This is a genomic window from Acidipropionibacterium virtanenii (genome assembly GCF_003325455.1).
Taxonomy (GTDB): Bacteria; Actinomycetota; Actinomycetes; order Propionibacteriales; family Propionibacteriaceae; genus Acidipropionibacterium; species Acidipropionibacterium virtanenii.
Genome location: NZ_CP025198.1, coordinates 2006832 through 2030284, shown reverse-complemented (window position 1 = coordinate 2030284; position 23453 = coordinate 2006832). Strand labels below are relative to the sequence as shown.

Annotated in this window: 24 protein-coding genes and 1 tRNA gene; 16 read left to right on the top strand and 9 right to left on the bottom strand. The window is 69.0% G+C overall.

Going from position 1 to position 23453, the window contains the following annotated elements:
- Window positions 1–182: 182 nt before the first annotated feature.
- Window positions 183–812, top strand: coding sequence for a hypothetical protein (locus JS278_RS09350; protein WP_147243178.1), 630 nt, complete (start codon window positions 183–185; stop codon window positions 810–812).
- Here the strand turns inward: JS278_RS09350 and pdxR are convergent.
- Window positions 784–2208 carry a MocR-like pyridoxine biosynthesis transcription factor PdxR gene (pdxR, locus tag JS278_RS09345; protein ID WP_181833686.1) on the bottom strand — a complete coding sequence of 475 codons (1425 nt, stop codon included), beginning with the start codon at window positions 2206–2208 and terminating at the stop codon, window positions 784–786. The genes JS278_RS09350 and pdxR overlap by 29 nt on opposite strands.
- A gap of 86 nt (window positions 2209–2294) precedes the next feature.
- Here pdxR and pdxS point away from each other — a divergent pair, with 86 nt between their 5' ends.
- Window positions 2295–3233: a pyridoxal 5'-phosphate synthase lyase subunit PdxS gene (gene pdxS / locus JS278_RS09340; RefSeq protein WP_220149952.1), complete on the top strand. Its 939-nt coding sequence runs from the start codon at window positions 2295–2297 to the stop codon at window positions 3231–3233.
- Window positions 3227–3865: a pyridoxal 5'-phosphate synthase glutaminase subunit PdxT gene (pdxT, locus tag JS278_RS09335; RefSeq protein WP_114044934.1), complete on the top strand. Its 639-nt coding sequence runs from the start codon at window positions 3227–3229 to the stop codon at window positions 3863–3865. Before pdxS ends, pdxT begins: the two co-directional genes overlap by 7 nt.
- On the opposite strand, the gene JS278_RS09330 is transcribed toward pdxT, so the two are convergent.
- Window positions 3866–4468, bottom strand: a complete 603-nt coding sequence (locus JS278_RS09330; protein ID WP_114044933.1) for a LysE/ArgO family amino acid transporter — start codon at window positions 4466–4468, stop codon at window positions 3866–3868.
- 71 nt (window positions 4469–4539) lie between these two features.
- Between JS278_RS09330 and JS278_RS09325 the strand changes: the two genes are divergently transcribed.
- Window positions 4540–5394, top strand: coding sequence for an ArgP/LysG family DNA-binding transcriptional regulator (locus tag JS278_RS09325; protein ID WP_114044932.1), 855 nt, complete (start codon window positions 4540–4542; stop codon window positions 5392–5394).
- Window positions 5395–5425: 31 nt separating this feature from the next.
- On the opposite strand, the gene JS278_RS16580 is transcribed toward JS278_RS09325, so the two are convergent.
- Both JS278_RS16580 and JS278_RS09315 read right to left on the bottom strand, forming a co-directional pair.
- Complete coding sequence (locus tag JS278_RS16580; RefSeq protein ID WP_114044931.1) at window positions 5426–7195, bottom strand: serine/threonine-protein kinase; 1770 nt, start codon at window positions 7193–7195, stop codon at window positions 5426–5428.
- 60 nt (window positions 7196–7255) lie between these two features.
- Window positions 7256–7894: a TetR/AcrR family transcriptional regulator gene (locus JS278_RS09315; RefSeq protein ID WP_114044930.1), complete on the bottom strand. Its 639-nt coding sequence runs from the start codon at window positions 7892–7894 to the stop codon at window positions 7256–7258.
- A 121-nt stretch (window positions 7895–8015) separates the two neighbouring features.
- Between JS278_RS09315 and JS278_RS09310 the strand changes: the two genes are divergently transcribed.
- The 6 genes from JS278_RS09310 (at window position 8016) to JS278_RS09280 (ending at window position 13870) form a co-directional block, all read left to right on the top strand.
- On the top strand, window positions 8016–9776 hold the full coding sequence (locus tag JS278_RS09310; protein WP_245935071.1) for an MDR family MFS transporter: 1761 nt from the start codon (window positions 8016–8018) through the stop codon (window positions 9774–9776).
- Between the two features lie 181 nt (window positions 9777–9957).
- Window positions 9958–10494, top strand: a complete 537-nt coding sequence (locus tag JS278_RS09305) for a GNAT family N-acetyltransferase (protein ID WP_114044929.1) — start codon at window positions 9958–9960, stop codon at window positions 10492–10494.
- A 24-nt stretch (window positions 10495–10518) separates the two neighbouring features.
- Entirely contained in the window at window positions 10519–11370 is an 852-nt protein-coding gene (locus JS278_RS09300) for a GNAT family N-acetyltransferase (protein WP_114044928.1), read from the top strand.
- A gap of 578 nt (window positions 11371–11948) precedes the next feature.
- The gene (locus JS278_RS15825; RefSeq protein ID WP_147243177.1) at window positions 11949–12779 is read left to right on the top strand and encodes a DUF6037 family protein; all 831 of its coding nucleotides are present in this window, start codon (window positions 11949–11951) and stop codon (window positions 12777–12779) included.
- 163 nt (window positions 12780–12942) lie between these two features.
- A complete protein-coding gene (locus tag JS278_RS09285; protein WP_220149951.1) occupies window positions 12943–13374 on the top strand; it encodes a helix-turn-helix domain-containing protein in 432 nt (143 codons plus the stop codon).
- 4 nt (window positions 13375–13378) lie between these two features.
- A complete protein-coding gene (locus JS278_RS09280; RefSeq protein WP_114044924.1) occupies window positions 13379–13870 on the top strand; it encodes a hypothetical protein in 492 nt (163 codons plus the stop codon).
- A 147-nt stretch (window positions 13871–14017) separates the two neighbouring features.
- Here the strand turns inward: JS278_RS09280 and JS278_RS09275 are convergent.
- The 3 genes from JS278_RS09275 to JS278_RS09265 all read right to left on the bottom strand — a co-directional run bounded on the left by JS278_RS09275 (window position 14018) and on the right by JS278_RS09265 (window position 15925).
- A tRNA-Ile gene (locus JS278_RS09275) sits at window positions 14018–14094 on the bottom strand.
- Window positions 14095–14121: 27 nt separating this feature from the next.
- A complete protein-coding gene (locus JS278_RS09270) occupies window positions 14122–14973 on the bottom strand; it encodes an HAD hydrolase family protein (protein ID WP_114044923.1) in 852 nt (283 codons plus the stop codon).
- 1 nt (window position 14974) lies between these two features.
- Window positions 14975–15925, bottom strand: a complete 951-nt coding sequence (locus JS278_RS09265; RefSeq protein WP_425451432.1) for a hypothetical protein — start codon at window positions 15923–15925, stop codon at window positions 14975–14977.
- 380 nt (window positions 15926–16305) lie between these two features.
- On the opposite strand from JS278_RS09265, the gene JS278_RS09260 reads away from it, so the two are divergent.
- From JS278_RS09260 to JS278_RS09235, 6 genes are all read left to right on the top strand, one after another.
- Complete coding sequence (locus JS278_RS09260; RefSeq protein WP_114046234.1) at window positions 16306–17337, top strand: AAA family ATPase; 1032 nt, start codon at window positions 16306–16308, stop codon at window positions 17335–17337.
- 8 nt (window positions 17338–17345) lie between these two features.
- A complete protein-coding gene (locus JS278_RS09255) occupies window positions 17346–18404 on the top strand; it encodes a DUF58 domain-containing protein (protein ID WP_114044922.1) in 1059 nt (352 codons plus the stop codon).
- Window positions 18405–18409: 5 nt separating this feature from the next.
- Window positions 18410–19381 (top strand): VWA domain-containing protein, encoded by a 972-nt coding sequence (locus JS278_RS09250; protein WP_114044921.1) that lies wholly within the window; start codon window positions 18410–18412, stop codon window positions 19379–19381.
- Window positions 19381–20355, top strand: a complete 975-nt coding sequence (locus JS278_RS09245; protein ID WP_425451502.1) for a VWA domain-containing protein — start codon at window positions 19381–19383, stop codon at window positions 20353–20355. The genes JS278_RS09250 and JS278_RS09245 overlap by 1 nt, the downstream gene beginning before the upstream one ends.
- A 16-nt stretch (window positions 20356–20371) precedes the next feature.
- The gene (locus JS278_RS09240) at window positions 20372–21082 is read left to right on the top strand and encodes a YggS family pyridoxal phosphate-dependent enzyme (RefSeq protein ID WP_114046232.1); all 711 of its coding nucleotides are present in this window, start codon (window positions 20372–20374) and stop codon (window positions 21080–21082) included.
- Between the two features lie 139 nt (window positions 21083–21221).
- Window positions 21222–21734 carry a DUF3145 family protein gene (locus tag JS278_RS09235; protein ID WP_114044920.1) on the top strand — a complete coding sequence of 171 codons (513 nt, stop codon included), beginning with the start codon at window positions 21222–21224 and terminating at the stop codon, window positions 21732–21734.
- A gap of 108 nt (window positions 21735–21842) precedes the next feature.
- Here the strand turns inward: JS278_RS09235 and JS278_RS09230 are convergent, their stop codons facing one another.
- Both JS278_RS09230 and JS278_RS09225 read right to left on the bottom strand, forming a co-directional pair.
- Window positions 21843–23117: a beta-ketoacyl-[acyl-carrier-protein] synthase family protein gene (locus JS278_RS09230; protein WP_114044919.1), complete on the bottom strand. Its 1275-nt coding sequence runs from the start codon at window positions 23115–23117 to the stop codon at window positions 21843–21845.
- Window positions 23118–23166: 49 nt separating this feature from the next.
- A complete protein-coding gene (locus tag JS278_RS09225) occupies window positions 23167–23412 on the bottom strand; it encodes an acyl carrier protein (RefSeq protein ID WP_114044918.1) in 246 nt (81 codons plus the stop codon).
- Window positions 23413–23453: the final 41 nt, after the last annotated feature.

Sequence of the window (23453 nt, the reverse complement as noted above, 5' to 3'; positions counted from 1 at the left end):
TCGGCGGCCGCCGGGCCGCTCGACGAGGGGGCGGCCGCCGGAGCGGCGGGCGCCCCCTCGTCTGTACACGTCGCCCGCACAACTCGTCCGGGAAGGTCGTCAGGCTGCGGACTGACCTCTGATGAGGCAAGATACCCATGGACAAGCACGGGCCGGGGTCCGACGGCGGAAGGGAATCGAAGATGAGTCAGAATCCTTACGGGAGCGCCAACGGGGCCGGTCCCCAGGACCCGTACTCCCAGGCGTCGGCGGGCCAGGGGCCGTACAGTGCTCAGCCGTACAGTGCTCAGCCGAACGGCGCTCAGCAGCCGATCGTCGATCCCTACGCCGGGGACCCGAGCAGCACCCCGGGCTCCTACGCCCAGCAGCCGACCGTCGACCCCTACGCCGCGAGCCAGCCCTACCCCCAGGGCCCGTACGGACAGGATCCCTATGGCCAGAACCCGTACGGGCAGGTCCCGGTTCCGGTACAGCAGCCGTACGCCCAGGGCTACGGGCCGAACATGCCCGCCGACGGCGGCATGAGCAATGTCGCCCCGAACCTGTGGTTGTCGGCATTCTTCGGGTGGATCCCGGCTCTCATCTACTTCCTGTCCTGCAAGGACAACTGTGCGCCGACCGTGCGCAAGGCCCATGCCGACAATCTCAGCTTCCAGCTGATCCGGCTCATCGTGCTCTGCGTGCCCTACGTCGGCGTGCTCGCCGCACTGGTCCTGTTCATCATCGCGATCATCCACGCCACCCAGGTGCCCGGCCAGGTCCGCTCCGGCCAGCAGGCGAGGTTCACCCTGACTCCGGACTGGATCCACTGAGCCCGACCCTGCTGAGTTCTCGTACCACCGCCGCCACCTGCTCCAGACAGGTCACCAGAGTGGCGTCGTCATGGGCGCCGAACCCGACCACCAGGCCGGATCCGGCGCCCTGCCCGCCCCAGTAGGCCGACAGCGGAACGACGCCGACGCCGGCTGCCGTGCAGCCGTCCACCAGCGCATCCTCGTCGGCGGAGCACACCAGCACGGCCTGCAGGCCGCCGTTGATGGGCTGGAGGCGGCTTCCCGGCAACCCGCCCAGGACCTCCATCACCAGACCGCGCCGACGCCGGTAGATCTGGCGCAGTCGCTGGGTCCGGCGGCGCAGCGCGCCGGTGGCCATGTACCGCGCCAGGGCTCCCTGGACGAGCCCGCCGACCGGCTGGCCCAGGGCCTCGCGAAGTCTCCGCACGGGTGCCACCAGAGTGGTGGGCAGCACCACATAGCCGCAGGCCAGTGACGGCGTCAGGACTGAGGAGAAGGTGCCGAGGAGCACTGTGCTGTCGGGCGCCAGGGCCGCCAGCGCGGGCAGCGGCTGGCCGACATGGCGCAGCTCGGAGTCGAAGTCGTCCTCGATCAGCCAGACGCCGTGGTCCCGAGCCCAGGCCACCAGCTCCAGACGCCGGGGGGCCGCCAGAGACCCGCCGTAGGGATACTGGTGGCTCGGGGTCACCAGCACCGCGTCGAGCCCTGATTCCGGCAGATCGGCAGTACGCAGGCCGCCGGCGTCGGTGGGCAGGTCGACGGTGCGGTGGCCCAGCGCGGTCGGTACCCGTCGCAGGCTCGGGTAGCCGGGGGACTCCACGCCGATCCCCAGGGGTCGGTCCCGGTCCCAGACCCTGAGCAGCGCGGCGAGGCCCTCGCGGGACCCGGCCGTCACCGCGATCCGGTCCGGCGACGTGACCAGGCCCCGCATCCTCCTCAGGTGATCGCAGATCTCGAGGCGCAGGCCGGGATCGCCCAGCGGATCGGCGGGCACGACGCCGGGGCGTGAGACCTGTTCCCGCCAGGCGCCCCGCCAGGCCGGGTCGGCCAGAGTGGAGGTGTCGGGGATTCCGGGGCGCAGGTCCACCACGGCCGGGGGCTGTGCCACCGGTGGGGCCGGGCGGGGCCGGTGCTCGGCGTGGAGCTTCTCCAGGTCGGGATTCACCCTGGTGCCCGAGCCGTGGGCCGCGACCAGATACCCCTCGGCCTGGAGCTGATCGAAGGCCGCGGTCACGGTGCCCCGCGACACGCTCAGGCGTCGGGCGGTCGACCGGGTGCTCGGCAGGGCGTCCCCGGGGCCGAGCACGCCCGAGGCGATGAGATCCCGGACGCCGTCGGCCAGCTGGACCGGCAGGCGTCTCTCGTCGGAGCGGTCGACCCGGACGGGGATGTTGACCACGAGCTCTCTGCGCACAGGGTCATTCTGGCTCAATGTGGACCATTGGAAGTAGGAAGGTTTGGATCTTGGAATGGTCCACTTGAGGGGAGTGTGATTGCCACATGGCATCTGAGACCACTGCGGCACGGGCCGCATCCACGATCACGTCCGGCGCAGCTGCGGAATCCGGCACCACCAGGGTCAAGCGCGGCCTGGCCGACATGCTCAAGGGCGGGGTGATCATGGATGTCGTGACGCCCGATCAGGCCAGGATCGCCGAGGACGCCGGGGCCAGCGCGGTGATGGCCCTGGAACGGGTCCCCGCCGACATCCGCGCCCAGGGCGGGGTGGCGCGGATGAGCGATCCCGACCTCATCTCGGGGATCGTCGAGGCGGTGTCCATCCCGGTGATGGCCAAGGCGAGGATCGGCCATTTCGTCGAGGCGCAGGTGCTGCAGTCGCTCACGGTGGACTACATCGACGAGTCCGAGGTGCTCAGCCCCGCCGACTACGCCAACCACATCGACAAGTGGGCCTTCGACGTGCCCTTCGTGTGCGGGGCCACCAACCTCGGCGAGGCGCTGCGCCGCATCACCGAGGGGGCCGCGATGATCCGCTCGAAGGGAGAGGCCGGGACCGGTGACGTCTCCGAGGCCGTGAGGCACCTTCGTACGATCCGCGGCCAGATTCACAGACTGGCCGGCATGGACGCCGACGAACTCTACGTGGCCGCCAAGGAGCTCGGCGCCCCCTATGACCTGGTACGGGAGGTCGCCGTGACCGGCAGCCTGCCGGTGGTGCTCTTCGTGGCCGGGGGAGTGGCCACCCCGGCCGATGCCGCTCTGGTGATGCAGCTGGGGGCGGAGGGGGTGTTCGTCGGTTCGGGGATCTTCAAGTCGGGCAACCCTGCGGCCCGCGCCGCGGCGATCGTCAAGGCCACGACCTTCCACGACGATCCGGCCACCGTCGCCGAGGTGTCCCGGGGCCTGGGGGAGGCGATGGTGGGCATCAACGTCGCCGACGTGCCCGCTCCGCACAGGCTGGCGGAACGAGGATGGTGAGGATCGGCGTCCTGGCCCTCCAGGGCGGGATCTCCGAGCACGTTGCCGCCCTGACCCGGCTCGGTGCCGTCACGGTCCCGGTGCGCCGGCCCGTCGACCTGGCAGGGCTGGACGCCATCGTGCTGCCCGGCGGCGAGTCGACGGTCTTCGACAAACTGGCGCGGGCCTTCGGGCTGGCCGGGCCGCTGGCTGGGGCGATCGCCGACGGCCTGCCGGTCCTGGCCACCTGTGCCGGGCTCATCTACCTGGCGGCACGGGTGGAGGACGCCGCGGAGGGTCAGCAGACCCTCGGAGCCCTCGACGTCACCGTCCGTCGCAATGCCTTCGGCACTCAGCTCGACTCCTTCGAGACCTCGGTGAGAGTGCGCGGTCTCGACGCTCCGGTGCCAGCGACCTTCATTCGCGCGCCTCTGGTGACGTGGGCCGGCCCGCAGATCGAGGTCATCTCGCGTCTGGAGGACGGGAGGATCATCGGAGTCCGGCAGGGTGCGGTCACCGGCTACTCCTTCCATCCCGAGGAGACCGGCGATGACCGGCTGCATCGGGTGTGGTTGGAGTCCGTCACGGATCCGGAGGCAGCGACTCCCGCCGATCTGGATGCGAGTCCCTGGGCCCGCAGAGCCGCCTGCTGATCAGCCGGGTCGCGACATCAGCAGGCGTGCGGCCAGGATCAGCATCGTCACGCCGATCACCAGGTCGAGGGCCCGCCATACGCTGGCCCTCGACAGCGGACCGGCCATCGCCCGCGCCCCGAATCCCAGCCCGGAGAACCACACCGCGCTGCCGGTGACCGCGCCGGCGGCGAAGACCCAGCGGTGGTCGGGCCCGTGCTGGTTGGCCAGCGACCCGAGCAGGATCACCGTGTCCAGATACACGTGCGGATTGAGCCAGGTCAGTGCCAGCGCGGTGAGATACACCCGGTGGTTGCGAGTCGGCCCGGCCGCCAGCAGAGCCGCGGGTCGGGACGCTGATCGCAGGCTGGCGATCGCGAACCACACGAGATAGCCGGCGCCGGCCCAGCGAAGTATCTGCAGAAGCCAGCCGGCACGCGCCACCAGCACGCCGATCCCGGCCGTGCCGGCGAGGATGAGGACGACGTCACTGAGGATGCAGATGAGCACGATCCCGCCGATCCCGGCGCGGCGGACCCCCTGCCGGATGATGTAGGCGTTCTGCGCGCCGATGGCCACGATGAGGCCGAGGCCCGTCAGAAGGCCCGTGAAGTAGGTTGTCACGAATGGGGACGCTAGGACAGTGAACCGATGAAGTACAGTCACACTTTCTTCACTGTGTTTAGCATTGCTTCATGAACCGGGAGCATCTTCGCACGCTGGCCGTCCTTCTCGACGAGGGCAGCTTCGGCGCCGCCGCCGACCGGATGCAACTCACCCCGTCGGCAGTCAGCCAGCGGATCAAGGCTCTGGAGGCCGAGGCCGGGCAGATCCTCGTCGTGCGCGGCCGTCCATGCTCGGCGACCGAGGCGGGCGTCGTGGCGGCCCGGCTGGCCCGTCAACTCGACGAGGTGGAGACAGAGGCGTCCAGCGCTCTGGCCGGGCTCGCCTCGCGCCCTCTCGGCCTGGTCGTCAATGCCGACTCGCTGGCCACCTGGTTCCGCGATGTCCTGGCCGAGGCCGCCACGTGGGCAGACAACCAGCTCCAGGTGCAGATCGAGGATGAGGAGTACTCCCGCGAGGTGCTCCAGAGGGGCGAGGCGATGGCTGCGGTGACCACCTCCGCGAGAGCCGCCGCGGGATGCCGGTCCAGACGTCTCGGGGTGCTGCGATACATCCCCGTGGCGGCTCCGCAGTTGCTGGAAGGAGGCGATCCTCCCGAGGATCTGGGCACCCTGCCGGTGGTGGAGTTCAACGCCAAGGACGCCATGCAGCGCACATTCCTGGCGTCTGTGGGAGCGGGACGACCGGCTCGGGCACACCGGTTCCCCTCCTCGGAGGCATTCCTGGCGGCCGTGCGAGCCGGTCTGGGGTGGGGCCTGATTCCTCAGCCGCAGCTGGGGGCGTCCTTGACGGACGGGTCGCTGGTGCGGCTGAGGCCGGAGCACTGGGATGTGGAACTCTTCTGGCAGTGCTGGTCGGTGCGAAGTCTCAGGCTCGCCAGACTGACCGATGCGGTTCTCAAGGCGGCGAGAACGGGACTGCAATGAGCTGGCCGGCGCCCGCGACGGGTCACGCGACTCAGTGGGTGACGTCCAGGTTTCCCGCCTTGAAGCTGGACGAGGCCGCGTTGGCGGCCGCGCCGACCTGTTTGCTCCCGGCCGTTTCGGCGACCAGGACATTGCTCGAGGCCTTCCCGATGACGCGCCGCTCATAGTAGGCCGTGCCGTTCGAGCGCACTCCCGAGACGATGTACCAGTTCCCGTCCTGGGCTCCCCACTGCCAGTACGTGACGGTGGCGCCGGAGGCCTTGTAGGCCGCCTTGGCCTTCTCCAGGCAGGCGTCGGCGCGACCACCGCAGGAGGACAGGGTGTCACGGGTGCCGTAACCGCGGATCGTGGATTTCTTGTCGGCCGAGGTGATGGTGACGCTTCCGTCGGCGTTGTCGGTGCGTGTCCATCCGACCGGGGCGGTGAAGCTGAATCCGTACCGAGCATTCCTGTAGGCCGATGTGGACGCGTCGATGACGCTCGGCCGGGGCGTCGTGGGCGATGTCGCGGTGGGAGTGGGCGTCCTGCTCGGCGTCGGGGTCTGGGAGGGGGAGGCCGGACCCGTGGTGGCTGTGGGCACCGGATCGGCTCCGTCGGAGGAGTGTTGCGAGAGCAGGTATCCGCCACCGGCCCCGGCGATCACCAGGGCGGAGATACCGGCGGCCAGGACGGTGCGGCGCAGTCCCTTGCCGGGTTTCCGGCTGCGCGGAGCGCTAGGCTCCGCCGGCAGCTGCGCCGGCTCGGCCGGTGAGACGGGGGAGGGCTGGGAGACCGGGCTCTGCAGCGCCGGCGGGCTCGACTGGGAGACCGGGCTCGGACGGAGCACGGTGTCGGCCGCATCGGGGACGACGGGGGCCGCGGCGGCGGCCGACGAGAAAGAGGTCGGTTGCCAGGCCTGGGCGCCCAGCGGCAGCGGGACGGCGCGGGGCGGCGTGGTCAGACGTGGCAGCGGGGCGACGCCCACCAGGCCCGGAATCATCTGCTCGAGGGAGACGGCGATCTGGCGGGCGCTCTCGGGTCGCTGGTCAGGGTCTTTGGACAGCAGCCAGGCGACGACGCGCCACAGCGGTTCGGGGAATCCGTCGGGACGGCCGGGGGTGAGTTCGCAGTGGCCGCGCAGCACCGTCATGGTCGAGCCCGTCGCGAAGGGCGTGATGCCGCACACCAGCTCGTAGAGCATGATGCCCAGGGAGTAGAGATCGGAGGCCGGGACCGGTCGCTTGCCGAGGACGATCTCCGGGGCGACGTAGTTCGGGGTGCCCACCACCGCGGTGATGTGCGAGAGATGAGAGGCGTCCTGGAGGAAGGAGACGCCGAAGTCGGTGAGCCGGGCGGTCTCGGGAGGACCGGGTGTCAGCAGCACATTCGCCGGCTTGACGTCCCGGTGGACGATTCCCTTGGCGTGGACCGCGGCCAGCCCGCCGGCGATCTGGGCGCCGAGGTATGCGACCTCGGCCGGAGGGAGCGGGCCGTTGGTCGCCAGCTTCGTCTTGAGGTCGGTGCCGTTGACCAGATCCATCACGATCGCCAGGGTCTGGCCCTCGACCACCATGTCACGCACCCGCACCACGTGAGGATCGTTGATCTGGAGGGTGATGGAACGCTCGGTGACGAACCTGCGGACGATCTCCGGATCATTGGCCAGGACCGGCAGCAGCATCTTGACGGCGTAGGGCCGTCCCGCCCGATCCTTGGCACGCCACACCTGACCCATGGCCCCCGATCCGATGAGGCTGTGGAGCAGGTAATTGCTGCCGAGAGCCCGGGGGCCGTCCTGCGGCTGATTGTCACTGGCTGGCACGATGCGACAGTCTATCGAGCCAATCTATGAGTGCCTCGCACCGGGCGGTCGTCACAGACCTCAGCCGGTCATCGCGATGATGGTGAGGACTCTGTCAAGGGCCTCGTCGGAGCTGGTGTGCTCCTCGTGGGAGAGCTGGGCGGCGCTCATCAGCAGCGTGCTGGAAAGATTGATATAGACGATCGCCAGCCGCCGCGCCTCCTGGGGATCTATGCCCTGGGCCTCCATCCTGGCCGCCAGGGCCTCGGCCCCGGCGTCGCGGAGCTCGTGGAAGATTGTGAGCAGGCCCCGCATGAGTTCCGGATGCCTGAAGAGCACGGCCCGGCGCATCCGGTGCTGTTCCGGATCGCGGTTGAGCGCCTCGCGGACCGACTGCACGACGGAATCCCAGGCATGCTCGTCGGCGGGCCTGGCGAGAAAGGTCCGGGCATACTGCTCGGCCGCGTCCGGTCGCAGGCCGATGATCGCGGCCTCCTTGTTCGGGAAGTAGTTGAAGAAGGTGCGCTGGGAGATGCCCACCCGTTCGGCGATCTGATCGACCGTCACGTTCTCAAGACCGTCGTCAAGCACCATCTCGAGAGCCGCGCGGTGAATCTCCTCCCGGGTCCTGCGCTTCTTCTGCTCCCTGAGACCTTCGGGCTGTCGGGCCGTTCGCCCGGAGCCCTCGGGCCGGACCTCGGTCACGGAACCGTCGGTCATCTGTGGCACACCTCCGAAAATTCAGAATCTGCAATCTTGCATGCACTGCAAGTCGGAGTATAGTCGTCCCGGTCGCCGCGGACGAATGTCCGCGGCCGTCTATGTTCTGGAGGAGACACACGTGAGTAGTAGTGCAGTGAGCGCCCAGGGGGCGCGCAATGATGCTGCCGGGCCGGGTGACGCTGCGGGCGGGTTCAGGATGAGTTCCGCCCAGCGCAACGTCTTCCTGGGGCTGATCCTGGGCATGCTGGTGAGCTCCATCAGCCAGACGATCGTCGGGCCCGCGATGCCGAGGATCGTCGCACAGCTGGGGGGCATGGCGCACTACTCCTGGATCGCGACGGCGGCCATGCTGGCCTCGGCCATCGTTGTGCCGATCGTCGGCAAGTTGTCGGACATGTACGGCCGCCGGGGCTTCTACATCGCCGGACTGGTGGTCTTCATGTGCGGATCCTTGCTGTCGGGATTCGCGCAGAGCTTCTGGTTCCTGGTCGGTGCCCGCGCCGTGCAGGGCATCGGGATGGGCTGCCTGCAGCCGCTGTCCCAGACCATCATCGGTGACATCATCCCGGCGCGGAACCGCGGCAAGTACCAGGGCATCATGGGCGCCGTCTTCGGTGTGACCTCGGTGCTCGGCCCGCTCGCCGGCGGCTGGATCACCGACAACATGAACTGGCGATGGCTGTTCTTCCTGCCGATCCCGATCGGCCTGGTCGCGCTGTACTTCATCATCCGGTTCCTCCACCTGCCGCGCACCGCGTCGAGGACCACGTTCGACCTGTGGGGCTCGCTGGCTCTGGTTCCGGCCCTCGTCCTGATCCTGCTGGCCACCACCTGGGGCGGCAACCAGTACGCCTGGGGCTCGGCCACGATCATCGGCATGTACGCCGCAGGTGCCGTCCTCCTGGGCCTGTTCGTGTGGGCCGAGTTCAAGGCGGTCAACCCGCTGCTGCCGCTGCGCCTGTTCAGCCAGAACATCTTCACCCTGTCGGTGCTGGCCTCCTTCCTGCTGTCGGTGGCCATGTTCGGGGCGATCATCTACATCCCGGTCTTCGCCCAGGTGGTGCTCAGCGCGTCGGCGACGAACTCCGGCGTCATCCTCATGCCGCTGTCGATCGCCATGATCATCGTGTCGATCTGCGTCGGCATGCTCATCACGAAGACCGGCCGGTACAAGGGATTCATGATCGGCGGCCTGGTGGTCATGCTGCTGGGCTACCTGGGGCTCACCACGCTGAGCGCTGAGTCCTCGAAGCTGACCCTGTCGGGCCTGCTGGTGGTCATCGGCATCGGTCTGGGCCTGTCCATGCAGGTCTTCACCCTGGTGGTGCAGAACAACGCCAAGCGGGCCGAGATGGGCATCGCGACCTCTGCGGTGCAGTTCTTCCGCAACCTCGGCTCGACCGTGGGCACAGCAGTCCTCGGAACCGTGATGAGTTCGGGGCTCCAGGCGAACATCATGAGCCACCTACCCGCCGCCGCGCGGGCGAAGCTCGTCGCTTCAGGCGGATCCATCGACGCGGGTTCGGCGCTGGACACCTCCAAGATCGGCAAGCTGCCGCCCATGATGCTGACCGCCGTGCGCGACGGAATGGCCGACTCGATGCACTCGGTGTTCTGGACCGCCGTGCCATTCATCGTGATCGCCGTGCTGCTGACCCTCTTCATCACGAACAAGCCGCTGCGCACCACCGTCTACGACACCGAGGAGCAGCGGATCGCTGAGGCCGCCAGGCTCGACGCCACCCGTCGAGCCAAGGAGATCTCCGCCGCGGAGTCCGAGGCCGTCGAGTCCGGCGCATCCGGGAGGCCCGAAGAGACCGGCGTCCTTGTGTCCGAGGGATCGGGCGAATCGTCGACGGAGTCGTCATCCAGGCAGTGATCCCAACCCTCCAGGATCACTGAGCCGCCTGCGGGGCGGGGCCTTCGGGCCCCGCCCCGCAGCGCGTTCAGGTCCCGGGGGTCGGCCAGCATGTGGCGCTCGGTCGTGCGACAGGCCCCCGATGACGGGCTGACAGGGTCGACTGAACACTACGGGAAGCCTCGGCGCCTATTGTCGAGCCATGAGCGATGGACCATCCATGACGTTGCGCCCCCTGACGGCGGCCGACCGGGCCGAGGCGCTGGCCGCCGAGCAGGAGCTGGCCCCGGAGCACTTCCAGTTCCTGCCCGACCGGCGCGAGAACGAGCCGTGGCCCGACTTCGTGGCGCGCATCCGCTCCCAGGAGCACGGCGAGGGTCTGACGCCCGGATACGTCCCCGCCACCTTCCTCGTCGCCGAGGTGGATGGTCGGCTCATCGGACGGGTGAGCATCCGTCACGAGCTCAACGACGTCCTGCGCCGGTTCGGCGGCCACATCGGATACGGGGTGCGCCCGGAGTGGCGGCGTCACGGATACGCCACGGATCTGCTCCGGCGGGCGCTGGCCGCCTGCGCCCGGATGGGCATCGATCCGGCCCTGGTCACCTGCGACGATGACAACACCGCCTCGATCGGGGTCATCGAGAACTGCGCAGGGGTGCTGCACGATCGCGGAGCCGGCCCCGACGGCGGGATCGTGCGCCGCTACTGGATGCCCACCACCATCTGGCCCGCCTGACCGGAGGGTGGGAACACTATTCCCATGCATGCATCGGAAAAGCTGACTGGTATCCAAGAACTGACACGTGAGGCGCTCCATGATGCTCTGGACCTGGCGAGGAGTCGAGGCTGGACCATCCACGAGCCTGAATGGAAGGCTCTGCTCCATCAAGGAGCCTGCTTCGCCCTGTACGTAGACGACGAGCTTGTCTCCACGATCACCACCATCCGTCAAGGAGACGTGTGCGTTCTGGGAATGCTGCTGGTCAAAGACACCTACCAGAGGAGGGGCATCGGCACTTCCATGATGCGCCACGCGATGGCCAGACTGCCGGTACGGTCCTTCGCCCTCGCCGCCACGTCGATGGGGGCTCCCGTGTACCGCCGTATCGGATTCATCCCGCGTGGGCGCATCATCCAACTCCACGCAGACCATTTCGACGGCCCGTCCGCCGATATCAATCTCCCATCTGTCAGGCCGGGCTGCAGCCACGACCTCGCGGCCATGGCGTCACTGGACACAACCGCCTATGGCTGGCCACGAGGCGAAGCCATGGCCATAGCGATGCAGATATCGCGGCGCATGGTCGTCGACACATCGCAGGACGGCCAGATCCTCGGCTTCGGAGGGATCCGTGACCACGGTGCCGGGTCCCTGGTTGGTCCGCTGACAGCTCGCAGCCCGTCGGCAGCCTCACGGGTCCTGGCGGCACTGTGCCAGGGTGCCCAGGAACCGATCACCTTGCAGATCTGGGCCAACCATCACGAGCTACTGGCTTGGGCTCGCGCCCATGGGTTCCAGGAGACGGCCAGCCTGACATACATGGTCCATGGTCCGGTTCCCGTCGGCACCGGGGGATATCAGTTCGCGCCATTGAGCGGGGCCCTTTGTTAGCAGCCCGTCCAGCCGGATCTGCCGGGCTCAGTCGCGGGCGCCCGGTGCAACCTCCTGCCCAGCCCGCACATGGAGCCCCCCGGACCTGTCCGCTGAACGGGTCGGCCAGCACATCGAAGGCGTTCTGGGCGTGTGCGGACGCCGAGATCGTAGCGGAGCAGAGACGGGCCACCAGGACCTTCCCCGGGCCCGCAGGCCGACACCTCACTGCGCAGGAAGAATCGGTACGCCTGAGCACTGGTACCCGGCTCAGTCTCCGTCCTTCTACGCCGAGGCTGACAGGCAGTCGCCGCCGGCATTCCGGCGCCGTGGCGTCTTCATCAGCGCGAATGCGCTCAACCGCGCATGAGTGACGGCGAGGGGCCCGACTTCAGCGCAGACCAGTTGCACGACTTGTTCGATGAGCTGTCGGCCGAACTGGACCAGCGCAAACTGAATCAACGACGCCGAGGCGCGGATCGTCTACGAATCCGACTCTCTGCTGGTCCAAGTGGCTTCACCGGAGTATCTGCTGGCCATGAAGCTCCATTCCGGACGGGGCCACACGTGACATCGACGACGCAGCGACGCTGTTCGACGTGGCTGGCTACACCAGCGCCGACAAGGCCCTCGACCTGTTGGAACGGACTTATGGTCCCCAGAAGCTCCTGACACGCCACTGTTACCTCACCGAGGACCTTCTGAAATCCGCCCCCCGCCCCCACCTCAACGGCGCACAATCACGCAAGAAGGAGTACCACTCACACCCGGGGGAACCAGCAATGACAGACCTTCCACAAATCACAGACGCTCTGAACCGCACCAGAGCCGCCGGAGGCCAACGAGTCCTCTACCGCTTCACCCTCACTGTCGGAGCAACCCGCCACGAGTTCGACAGCCTCCTCACCGCCGAGAACGACCCGCCTCATGACCTTCTCATCGCCCACGTCGGCACCTCCGGCTGGTCTGCCATCTACCAGGTTGACCAGGGCCCTCGTGGAATGCTCTGGGCCTCCGCGCTGCTCGACCGCTCCACCTACAAAGCCCTGCTGGCCGTGCTCGGTATCGGCCACTCGGGCAACCGTCCCTGGCCCACCAGCGAACTCCTTCAAGCCGCTGACGCTGGCGCCATCCACGCCAAAGTACGTGCCTGGGTCCCGCCCCACGAGATCCCCAGGACCATGCGCAACGAGGTCGAGGAAGCCGACAAGACGGCCTTCATAGGCTGGATCGACTGGCAGGATGATCGCCTTCACCGGCGCCCCACAGCCTCGAACCTCCAAAAGACCAGCCGTCTGCTCGGTTCCGACATCGCAGCATTCTGCAAGGAACGCGGGATCAGCTCCCGCTGGGCAGATCCCGCGTCCCTCACCAGGGACCGGCGCTCCGGCCGCCGTCCGACGCCGCCCGGATTCCAGAGGCGCCCCTAACTGGCCTGCCCAAGACCTAGTAGAGTGTCGCCGCTAACTGGCGGGTTTGGTCGTGTATGACGAGTGGTGACGGTCCCCTTCCCCTCTTCGGGCCGTCAGGATCGAGGCAGTGATGTCACGGGCGAAAGCGCACCCGGTCCGGCTCGATGAGGCTGACAGGGCCATGTTGAGACGTTTGGTTCGTACCGGATCGCATCCGGCCCAGCAGGTCCGGCGGGCCCGGATCCTGCTGGAACTCGATGAGAACGATCCCGACCGTCGGGGGCCGGTGGCCACCCAGTCCCAGATCGCCGATCGGGTCGGGGTGGCCCTCGACACGATCCGTAAGGTGGCGCTGGTCCATGCCGGCCTCGGCCAGGACGTGGAGGCCACGATCCGCCGCAGACGGCGCGAGCGCCCGCCGGTCGACCCGAAGGTCACCGGCGAGGTGGAGGCCAGGATCATCGCGATGGCCTGCACCGATCCTCCCGACGGGTACGACCGCTGGAGCCTGCGGCTGCTGGAGAAGCACGTCGGGCTGGCCGACGACATTCCCGACCTGGACCACTCGACCATCGGCCGGGTCTTGAAAAAACGGCACTTCGTCCTCATCTGAAAAAGTGCCGACGATCCCCCCGAAGGCCAACGGGCAGTTCGTGGCCCGCATGGAGGACGTCCTGGATGTCTACGCCCGCCCCTACGATCCGGCCCGCCCGGTGATCTGCCTCGATGAGAAGCCCTACCAGCTGCTCGGGGAGGTCCGCGAGCCCCTGCCCGCCCGCCCGGGATCCGATCTCAGGGAGGACTGTGAGTACGTGCGGGCCGGCACCTGCTCGATCTTCATGTGCACCGAACCGTTGGCGGGCTGGCGCCACGCCGATGCCCGGGCGCGGCGGACCCGCCTGGACTGGGCCGAAGAGATCGACCGGCTGCTGAACGTGGACTACCCCGACGCCGAGGTCTCCGACATCGATGGAGCCTCGGTCATCGGCGATGACGTCGCCACCTTCCACTCGACCTATGCCCAGCCGACCGACGCGGGCACCGAGCACGCTGCCGAGCGGTTCGGGTCCACCCTCAGGGCGGTGATGGGCACGGGCACAGGTGCGTGACCACTCTGGGCCGCGATGGAGCGATACCCACCGCGACCGGTACCGACTCCGGTACATCGGTGGCCAGGCCGTGGCCAGGTACAGGATCGGCCCCTCCCGGCGATACTCGGGAGGGGGCCGAACTCTGCCCTGACTAGGTATGTCAGGTGGTGGGGCGTGTGGGGCTCGAACCCACGACCCGGGGATTATGAGTCCCCTGCTCTGACCGGCTGAGCTAACGCCCCCAGCGGCACGCACACTCTAGCGGGAAGTCAGTGGGCGCCGCTCAGAGGCGAGCGCATCGGGCTTGGATGCCCGTCGACTGCGAGCAGCTGCTGGATGGTCCGGCCCACCGCACTGTCGTCGTGATGGCCCACCACCGTGTACCCGCGGGTCAGCAGATCGGGGTGGCCGTTGGACACCACGAAGGGGTGGCCCACCAGGTCGAGCATGGACACGTCATTGGGCATGTCGCCGAATGCCGCGGCCCGGGCCGGATCGACGTCCAGATCCTGGCACACCTGGGCCAGCGCAGCACCCTTGGTGACGCCGGGTGCCGAGATCTCCAGGATCCCGTCGGGGCCCTGGAAGGAATAGGTCGTCACCGCCCGGTCGCCGACCACCGCAGCGACCATCCCGTACAGCTCATCCGAGGGCACGCCGTAGGCCTTGACCAGGAACTTCACCACCTGAGGCCCGGCCGCCAACAGATCCTCGATCGGCGCCTCGGCGTCGGGCAGGCCCTTGTCGAACGACCGGTCGAAGCCGGGCTCGACACCCCAGGTGCGCGCCTCCTCGGTGCAGAACAGGGCCCCGGGCACCACCCGCCGCACATCGTCGACGATCCCGCGCAGCACGTCGAGGTCGAAACCGCGCTGGTGCAGCACCTCCCCGGTGGCGACGTCGACACTCACCGCGCCGTTCGCGGAGATGACCGTGGGATGAACAGGTGCCAGGATCTCCAGCACGTCGAGCCAGCGGTACGGCCGGCCGGTGGCGAAGACCATCTTCACACCGGCGTCGGTCGCGTCGCGGACGGCCTGGAGGTTCTCGGCCGAGGGCAGCTTGTCGGCGCCCAGGAAGGTGCGGTCGAGGTCGGAGGCGATGAGGTCAACAGCAGGCATCTCAGAGTTTCTGGTTGCGGGTGGGCGTGGGGGTGGCTGAACCGGAGCTGCCGGAGCCGCCCGGGGAGTTCATGGTCGGAGGAGTGCTGGGCGTCTTCTGATCCGGGCTCCCCGAAGACGGGGACCCGGAGGAGCCGGAGGGCGATGGTGACCCCGAGGATGGGGAGCCCGACGACGGCGAGCCCGATGACGGCGATCCGGGGCTCGGAGACCCGGACTGGGGGGAGCCCGATCCGCCGCCCGAACCGGACGCCGAGGTGGGCACCGGAGGCGGGGGAGGGCTCGGCGGGATGTTCTGGAACAACAGGACCGCGATGAGCAGGCCCAGCGCGGCGATCGTGATGATGATGAGCCAGGAGATGCCCACCGTCGACCAGCCGGCCCTGTCCTGGCGGCCCGGCCATGGCAACGGCCACGTCCGCGAGGTGCCCGGACGGTCCCGATCGATCCAGTGCAGCCGGAAATCGGGGCCGCTGGGATCGCCGAGCTGGCCGGTCATGGTGAGATCCACGGCCCGGAGGATGCGCAGTCCCTCGGCCGAGGCCGCCGGCGTGCCGTCGTTGAGCAGTGCCACCCAGGGTGCCAGCGGCGCCTGCCCGGCCACCTGCGGGTCGTCGTCCTCGCTGCGGAACAGGTGCCCGAGCCGGCCCTCATCCTGGCCCTCTCCGCCGCGGGCGACCACTGTCTCGGCATGGAGGTGGTTCACCTCGCCGCTCAACCGGGAGCGGGCGGCCGCATCGGCGGCGGCTCCCTCCGACAGGAGGAGCAGAAGGACCGGGGTGTCGGCGTCGTCGTGGCCGATGAATGCGACGCCGGCGGGGGTGGCGAGCATCCGGGCGTCGAGCCAGAAGTCCCCGACCCTGGGCGGATCGGTGACGAGCAGGGGAGAAGGCGCAGGAGTGCCCCCGGTACCGCCGCCCGGAGGATTTCCTGGCCCAGAAGTTGTCGACATCAACCCCCATCTCACCACACCGCCGTGCATTGCCGTCGTGCCGGAGCCACCGGACAGTCCCGGGAGGGGCCTCGCACCGGGCGCGGTATCGTGGCGGGGACCGTACCCGTACGGCGGCATCAGGGGCTGCCGAGGCAGGAGCAACGCGAGTGAGCACACCAGGCGCGCAGCCGGGAGGTCCCCAGCAGGCACAACCCCAACCGGGGGCATGGCCGCCGCCCGCTCGCCAGCAGCCGGCTCAGCAGCCGGTGCCCCAGCAGCCGGCTCCTCCGCAGCCGGGCCCCCAGCACTCCGCGAAGCCCCAGGCGGTCCCGCAGGAGAGCCGTCGGCCGCCCCTCTCCTCGGGCCAGAACATCGGCACCGGCAATGCTGACGCCACCATGAGCAATGAGGAGGCGGCCACCCTCATCGGCAAGGCGATCGGGGAGGTGCAGCAGGTCATCGTCGGCCAGGAGCACATGGTCGAGCAGCTCATGGTCGGCGTGCTGGCCCGCGGCCATATCCTTCTCGAAGGCGTGCCCGGGGTCGCCAAGACCCTGGCCGTGCGCTCCTTCGCCACCGTGCTCGGCGGTGACTTCGCCAGGGTCCAGTTCACCCCGGACCTGGTGCCCTCCGACATCGTCGGCACCCGCATCTACTCGGCCTCCAAGGAGACCTTCGACATCGAACTCGGGCCCGTCTTCGTGAATTTCGTGCTCGCCGATGAGATCAACCGCGCCCCCGCCAAGGTGCAGGCGGCGATGCTTGAGCTGATGGCCGAGCAGCAGGTCTCCATCGCCGGCCAGACCTTCCCGGCCCACAAGCCTTTCAGCGTCATCGCCACCCAGAACCCGGTCGAGTCGGAGGGTGTGTACCCGCTTCCCGAGGCCCAGCGCGACCGCTTCCTGCTCAAGATCGACGTGCCGTATCCGCGTGGCAACGAGGAGTTCGAGATCCTGCGACGGATGAGTGTGCGCGCCCCGAGGCCCCGCCCGGTGCTCACTCCGGACAAGGTCATCGAGCTGCAGGACATGGCCTCTGATGTCTTCGTGCACAACCTGGTGGCCGAGTACATCGTCCGCCTGGTGCTGGCCACCCGGACTCCCGCCGAGTTCGGCATGCCCGATCTCGAGTCGGTGATCCAGATCGGCTGCTCGCCGCGCGCCACCCTCGGCCTGGTGTCGGCGGCCCGGGCCCTGGCCCTGGTGCACGGGCGCGACTACGTGCTGCCCACCGACGTGCAGGCCGTTGCCAAGGATGTGATGCCCCACCGGCTGGTGCTCGGGTTCGACGCCATCGCCGACAACATCGAACCGCCCCAGGTGATCGAGCGGATCCTGGCCATGGTGCCCCCGCCCACCCCCGTGTGGAACGCCGAGCAGCGCAAAGAGGCCAGGACCCAGCACCGCTACCAGCCCGAGTACCGCAGCTGAGGCCGGTCATGCCACCCCTACCCGCCTTCCATCAGCCGGAGCCGGGCCGCCCCGACGTGGGAGTGGCCCGGACCGTCCTGCAACCCCCCACCGGGGCGACGGTGCCGCTCAGCCAACTGGCCCCCGAGGCGGCGCTGCGCCGTCTCGAGCTGACCATCGTGCGCCGCCTGGAGGGATTCCTGCACGGCGACCACGCCGGCCTGCTGCCCGGCCCCGGATCCGACGTCAACGACACCCGCCCCTACCAGCCCGGCCAGGACGACGTCCGCAGGATGGACTGGGCCGTCACTGCTCGCACCACCGAGCCCCACGTCCGTGACACGATCGCCGACCGCGAACTCGAGGTGTGGGCGCTGCTCGACGTCACGGCCTCGATGAACTGGGGCACCCAGGGCATGACCAAGCGAGATCTGGGCATCGCCGGCGTCGCCACCCTCGGATTCCTCTCCCAGCGGATGGGCGACCGGTTCGGCGGAGTCATCATGCGCGCCGACGGAGTGCGTCGGATGCCGGCGCGCAGCGGCCGGACGGCCCTGTACGGGCTACTGCGGGCGATGCTCAATGAACCCATCGTGCCGGACAACGCCCCCGGGGACATGACTCTGGCCAAGGGCATTGAACAACTCAACCGCACCGAACGGCGCCGCGGCATGAGGGTGGTGGCGTCGGACTTCCTCACCCCCGCCGATCATGAGCTCGACCCGTCGGTGCCCCCCGACTGGGAACGCTCGCTGCGCCGCCTGGCGGTGCGCAACCAGGTGCTGTGCATCGAGGTGGTCGACGCCGCCGAACTCGACTTCCCCGACGTCGGGGAGATCCTCATCCGCGATCCCGAGTCCGATTTCGCCCGCTACATCAACACCGCCGATCCGGCCGCCAAGCAACGGATGGACGCCGCCTCATCGGCGCAGCGGGAGAGGGTCGCCGCCGCGATCCGGCGGGCCGGGGCGGGTCATATCCAGCTGCGGACCGACTCCGACTGGGTCACCGACATCGCCCGCTTCGTGCTGGGCTACCGCAGGACCGCCTCGATGCTCCACCAGCCCCCGCAGGGGGTGGCGAGATGACTCTCATGGAGCTGATGGTGCTGGGGCTGCCGCAGGTCCGCCAGCCGGGCAGGCTCTGGGCGCTGCTGGCGATCCCGGTCCTGCTGGCCCTCTACCTGGTGGTGCTGGGACGCCGCAACCGGACCGGCATGAGATTCACCAACACCGGCATCCTGGCGGCGGTGGTGCGCCCCCAGTCCCAGTGGAAGAGGCACGTCGCGGTCGCCATGGCACTCTGTTCGCTGGCTTCGGTCACCTTCGCCTGGGCCCGCCCGATGGGCACCGAGAAGGTGCCCCGGGAACGGGCGACCATCGTCGTGGGCATCGACAACTCGCTGTCGATGACCGCCAGCGACGTCGATCCGACCCGGCTGGCGGCCGCCAAGGAGCAGGCCGTGACATTCATCAACTCACTGCCCGCCGGGTTCAACGTCGCGGTGGTCACCGTCTCGGGGCACCCACGGGTGGTGATGCCCCCCAGCACCGACCGGGCCACCGCCGAGCGTGCCATCTCCGCCCTGGGCACCGAGGAGGGCACCGCGATCGGCGACGCCCTCAAGGAGTCCCTGGCCGCGATCAAGCAGGCGCCGGGAGCCAAGGACGCCGATCCGGTACCGGCGGCCGTCGTGCTGCTGTCCGACGGCGGCAACACCGATGGGAGCGATCCGATGACCCAGGCGAATGCTGCGGTGTCGGCCAAGGTTCCCGTCTACACCATCGCCTTCGGCACCTCGACCGGATACGTCGACGTCGACGGTCAGCGCGAGCGGGTGGCCCCCGACACCAGCCTTCTGTCGAAGATCGCCCAGCGCACCAAGGCCCGCACCTGGACCGCCGAATCCGCGGGCGACCTCAAGCAGGTCTACCAGGACGTCCACAGCTCGGTGGGTTATGAGCAGGTCAAGAAGGAGATCACCGCGACGTGGGCGTTCTACGCCCTCGGATTCGCGATCATCGCAGCCCTCGGCGTGGTCTCGATGGCGACGAGGTGGCCATGATGAACGTCCTGCTGGCGATCCAGCTCATCCACTTCATGAGGCCGGGTCGGTTGTGGTGGCTGCTCGTCCCTGCGGCCGTGGTGATCGGATACCTGGCCCTGTCGGTCAGGACGACCCCCCGCGGGCCCGTCACCCGGATCAACCTGCGTGCCGTGCTGCCCAAGGACAAGGCCTGGAAGAGACACCTGGCGGTCGGCTGCTCGGTGGCCTCGATCGCCTCCCTCGTGGTGGCCTTCGCCCAGCCGCAGGACTACCGGGAGGTGCCGCGGGACCGTGCCACCATCGTCCTCACCATCGACGTGTCCCGCTCGATGATCGCCACCGATGTGGAACCCTCGCGTCTGGACGCCGCCCAGTCGGCCGCCAAATCCTTCCTCTCCGACCTTCCCGACCGGTTCAACGTGGCCCTGGTGCAGTTCGCCGCCAGTGCGCAGCTGGTGGTCCCGCCGACCACCGACCGGGCCGTGGTGAGCACCGCCATCGACAACCTCGAGGTGAAGCCCTCCACCGCCATCGGGGAGGGCATCTACTCCTCGCTGGACGCCCTCAAGCTCGCCCCCGACGACCCGAAGCATCCGGGCACCAAGCCCCCCGCCGCCATCGTCCTGCTGTCCGACGGCGCCACCAATGTCGGCAGACCGTCACTGGGGGCGGCCCAGGACTCCGGCCGCCAGGGGGTGCCGATCTACAGCATCGCCTACGGCACCCCGGGCGGATATGTGATGGAGGACGGTCAGCGTCAACCGGTCCCCGTCAACCACCACGAGCTCGCCGCCGTCGCCAAGGCCTCGGGCGGCGAGAAGTTCTCCGCCGAGTCGCTGGGTCAGCTCAAGGACGTCTACAGATCCATCGCGCGATCCGTGGGCTATGAGAAGGTCTATGCCGAGGTGACCGACCGCTTCGTCGGGTACGCCCTGCTGCTGGCGGTCCTCGCCGGCCTCGGGGTGATCTCATTGGCGGCCCGCTGGCCGTAGTGGTTAGGTCGTGGTCATGACCATCGCCGACAACATCTCCGCGGTCCGCGCCCGGATCGAGGACGCCGCCCGCGCGGCCGGACGCGACGCCCGGGACATCAGGCTGCTGCCCGTCAGCAAGACCCGCCCCGCCGCCGACGTCCTGGAGGCCGAAAAGTGCGGCTGCACCCGCTTCGGGGAGAACCGGGTGCAGGAGGCCATCGGCAAGTGGGAGGAACTGAACCCGGGCCACCCGGAGATCAGCTGGGCCGTCATCGGCCACCTGCAGACCAACAAGGCCCGCCAGGTGGCCCGCTTCGCCTCGGAGTTCCAGGCCCTGGACTCGATCAAGCTGGCCCGCGAACTCGATCGCCGTCTCCAGCAGGAGGGTCGCGCCCTCGACGTGCTCGTGGAGATCAACAGCTCCGGGGAGCCCCAGAAGTCGGGCATCGGACCCGAGGAGGCCGTCGCCTTCTGCCACCGGCTCGACGCCTTCGCCAGCCTCAGGGTGCGCGGCCTGATGACGGTGGCGCTGAACTCCCCGGATCCCGAGCAGGTGGGGGCCTGCTTCCAGCGGGTCGTCGACCTCCGGGAGCGGCTGCGCAGCGAGGCCGGGCAGGTCAGTGACTGGGACGAGCTCTCGATGGGAATGTCCGGTGATTTCGAACTGGCGATCGCCCACGGTGCCACGACGGTGCGTCTCGGACAGGCCGTCTTCGGGCCCCGTGACTACTCCCGGACCGCCTGAGAAGTCGCACCGGGTCAAGGCCGACACGCCGGGGGGGCTTGTCGAGGTCCGCTGCCGCGGGGCAGACTGGGCCACGTTCCGGTCATCCGCGTGGCACCGCTGCAGGGGAAGGCACGTTGGTACCGAGGGAGGACGGAACATGAAGCAGTACGCACATCAGTCGGGTGGCATGCTCTACATCCACTCTGCTCCGACGGCGTTGCGCACCCATATCGAATGGGCCGCCGACGCCGCTGTTGTTCTGCCCGCGGGGATCAGATGGCAGCGGCAGCCGGTCGAGTACGGATGCTGGCGCGCCGAGACGCCGTGGCACGGGGAGCCAGAGGGGGCCGCAGGGCTGGTCTCCACGCTGGCGACCTGGGGTCGGCTGCGCATCGAGGTCACTGTCGACCCGCCGGCCGCCGGTGCCGGCCACCGATGGAGCGTCACCCCTGATCTGGGAATCTTCTCCGCCGAGACCAACGAGATCGGCGATGTCGTCGTCGATGAGAACCGGCTGCGCCAGGCGATGATCCGCGCCCGGTCCCAGGGCGAGCCGCTGGAGGCCGAGATCTCCGACCTGCTGGGGGAGCCCTGGGATGTCGAGCTGGAGCCCTTCCGCGCCTGCGACCCCGACCTGGACGTGTCCTGGCTCGGCAGCGAGGTGGGCTGATCCCAGTACCCGGATCCCGTCCGGCCCTGATCCTGGCCCCCCGACCGTGACGAAGCGGCGCCTCCCGAGCCCGGGGGACGCCGCTTCACGGTCTGAGACGGCCGCCGGTCAGCGCGTGGCATTGGCGTTGGTGAACGCCAGGGTCACGTTGTGGCCGCCGAATCCGAACGAGTTGTTGAGGGCCGCCAGGTCGCCCGTCGGCAGCTCGGTGGTCTGCTGGGCGATGTTGACCGGAAGTCCGGCCTCCAGATGCTCGATATTGATGGTGCCGGGCACCTTGCGCTCCTGCAGGGCCATCACCGTCGCGTAGGACTCCAGAGCCCCGGCCCCGCCGAGCAGGTGGCCGGTCATCGACTTGGTGCCGGTGACCAGGGCGTCGTCGGCGGCCTCGCCCAGGGTCGATCGGATCGAATGGGCCTCCGCCTCGTCGCCCTGCGGGGTCGAGGTGGCGTGCGCGTTGACGTGGACGACATCGCGGGGCTCCAGCGCTGCGGAGGCCAGCGCCTTGCGCATCGCCGAGGCCTGGCCGGCCCCGGTGGGGTCGGGCTGGACGATGTCGTGGGAGTCGGCGGAGATGCCGGCCCCGGCCAGCGTCCCGTAGATCCTCGCCCCGCGGGCCTGCGCGTGCTCGATGGTCTCGATGATCATCACGGCCGCACCCTCGCCCAGCACGAAGCCGTCGCGCCCGGTGTCCCAGGGACGTGAGGCGTGCTCGGGATCGTCGTTGCGCTTGGAGAGGGCCTGCATCTGGGCGAAGGCCGCCAGCGGCAGCGGATGGATGACCGCCTCGGTGCCGCCGACCACCGCGATCTCGGCCCGGCCCAGACGGATCTGGTCCAGCCCCAGGGAGATGGCCTCAGAGGAGGAGGCGCAGGCGGAAACCGGGGTGTGGACCCCGGCCTTGGCGTTGACCATCAGGCCGATATTGGCCGCCGGAGCGTTGGCCATCAGCATCGGGATGGTGAAGGGGCTGACGCGGCGGAAACCGCGGTCCTTCTGAATGTCCCACTGGCCCAGCAGGGAGTGCAGGCCGCCGATGCCGGTGGCGCAGCACACCACCAGCCGCTCCGGATCGATGCCGTTGTCGACCGGTTCGCCGTCCTCGTCGTGGGGCAGCAGCAGTCCGGCGTCGCTCCATGCCTCGCGGGCGGCCACGATCGCCAGCTGGGAGCTGCGGTCCATCCTGCGCGCCTGGGGCCGGGCGATGTGATTGGTGGGCTCGTCGACCACGCAGGCCGCGAAGCGCACCGGCACATCGGCCGCCCAGTCGGCGGTCAGGGTGTGGACGCCGTTGCGCCCGGCCAACAGGCCCTCCCAGGTGCTCGGGGCGTCGCCCCCGAGCGGGGTGGTCGCGCCGAAGCCGGTGATGACGACGTCACTCATATGAACTCCTGATGGTCGGGGTGGGGGTGGGGCCTGTGATGGGGAGCGGTCAGCCCTGGTTGGCGGTGACGAAGTCGATGGCGTCCTGGACGGTCTTGAGGTCCTTGGACTTGTCGTCGGGGATCTCCACGCCGAACTTCTCCTCGCAGGCGTAGACGATCTCGACCATCGAGAGGGAGTCGACGTCCAGGTCGTCGGTGAAGGACTTCTCGGCGGTCACCTCGGCCTGGTCGACGCCGGTGATGTCGTTGACGATGTCGGCGATGTCGGAGAGGACCTGTGCGTTGTCAGCCATGATTTTCTTCCTTTTGTTGGGTGAGACTTGTGCGGTGACGG

What these genes read in the sequence shown, in the direction of transcription:
- JS278_RS09255 (WP_114044922.1), top strand. Translation starts at nt 17,346, where the DNA reads ATGCCACCCCTACCCGCCTTCCATCAGCCGGAGCCGGGCCGCCCCGAC.
- JS278_RS09315 (WP_114044930.1), bottom strand. Translation starts at nt 7,894, where the DNA reads ATGACCGACGGTTCCGTGACCGAGGTCCGGCCCGAGGGCTCCGGGCGA.
- JS278_RS09285 (WP_220149951.1), top strand. Translation starts at nt 12,943, where the DNA reads ATGTTGAGACGTTTGGTTCGTACCGGATCGCATCCGGCCCAGCAGGTC.
- JS278_RS09305 (WP_114044929.1), top strand. Translation starts at nt 9,958, where the DNA reads ATGAGCGATGGACCATCCATGACGTTGCGCCCCCTGACGGCGGCCGAC.
- JS278_RS09300 (WP_114044928.1), top strand. Translation starts at nt 10,519, where the DNA reads ATGCATGCATCGGAAAAGCTGACTGGTATCCAAGAACTGACACGTGAG.
- JS278_RS09260 (WP_114046234.1), top strand. Translation starts at nt 16,306, where the DNA reads ATGAGCAATGAGGAGGCGGCCACCCTCATCGGCAAGGCGATCGGGGAG.
- JS278_RS09245 (WP_425451502.1), top strand. Translation starts at nt 19,381, where the DNA reads ATGAACGTCCTGCTGGCGATCCAGCTCATCCACTTCATGAGGCCGGGT.
- JS278_RS09350 (WP_147243178.1), top strand. Translation starts at nt 183, where the DNA reads ATGAGTCAGAATCCTTACGGGAGCGCCAACGGGGCCGGTCCCCAGGAC.
- JS278_RS09265 (WP_425451432.1), bottom strand. Translation starts at nt 15,925, where the DNA reads ATGTCGACAACTTCTGGGCCAGGAAATCCTCCGGGCGGCGGTACCGGG.
- JS278_RS09240 (WP_114046232.1), top strand. Translation starts at nt 20,372, where the DNA reads ATGACCATCGCCGACAACATCTCCGCGGTCCGCGCCCGGATCGAGGAC.
- JS278_RS09325 (WP_114044932.1), top strand. Translation starts at nt 4,540, where the DNA reads ATGAACCGGGAGCATCTTCGCACGCTGGCCGTCCTTCTCGACGAGGGC.
- pdxT (WP_114044934.1), top strand. Translation starts at nt 3,227, where the DNA reads ATGGTGAGGATCGGCGTCCTGGCCCTCCAGGGCGGGATCTCCGAGCAC.
- JS278_RS09250 (WP_114044921.1), top strand. Translation starts at nt 18,410, where the DNA reads ATGGAGCTGATGGTGCTGGGGCTGCCGCAGGTCCGCCAGCCGGGCAGG.
- pdxS (WP_220149952.1), top strand. Translation starts at nt 2,295, where the DNA reads ATGGCATCTGAGACCACTGCGGCACGGGCCGCATCCACGATCACGTCC.
- JS278_RS09225 (WP_114044918.1), bottom strand. Translation starts at nt 23,412, where the DNA reads ATGGCTGACAACGCACAGGTCCTCTCCGACATCGCCGACATCGTCAAC.
- JS278_RS09230 (WP_114044919.1), bottom strand. Translation starts at nt 23,117, where the DNA reads ATGAGTGACGTCGTCATCACCGGCTTCGGCGCGACCACCCCGCTCGGG.
- JS278_RS09235 (WP_114044920.1), top strand. Translation starts at nt 21,222, where the DNA reads ATGAAGCAGTACGCACATCAGTCGGGTGGCATGCTCTACATCCACTCT.
- JS278_RS09270 (WP_114044923.1), bottom strand. Translation starts at nt 14,973, where the DNA reads ATGCCTGCTGTTGACCTCATCGCCTCCGACCTCGACCGCACCTTCCTG.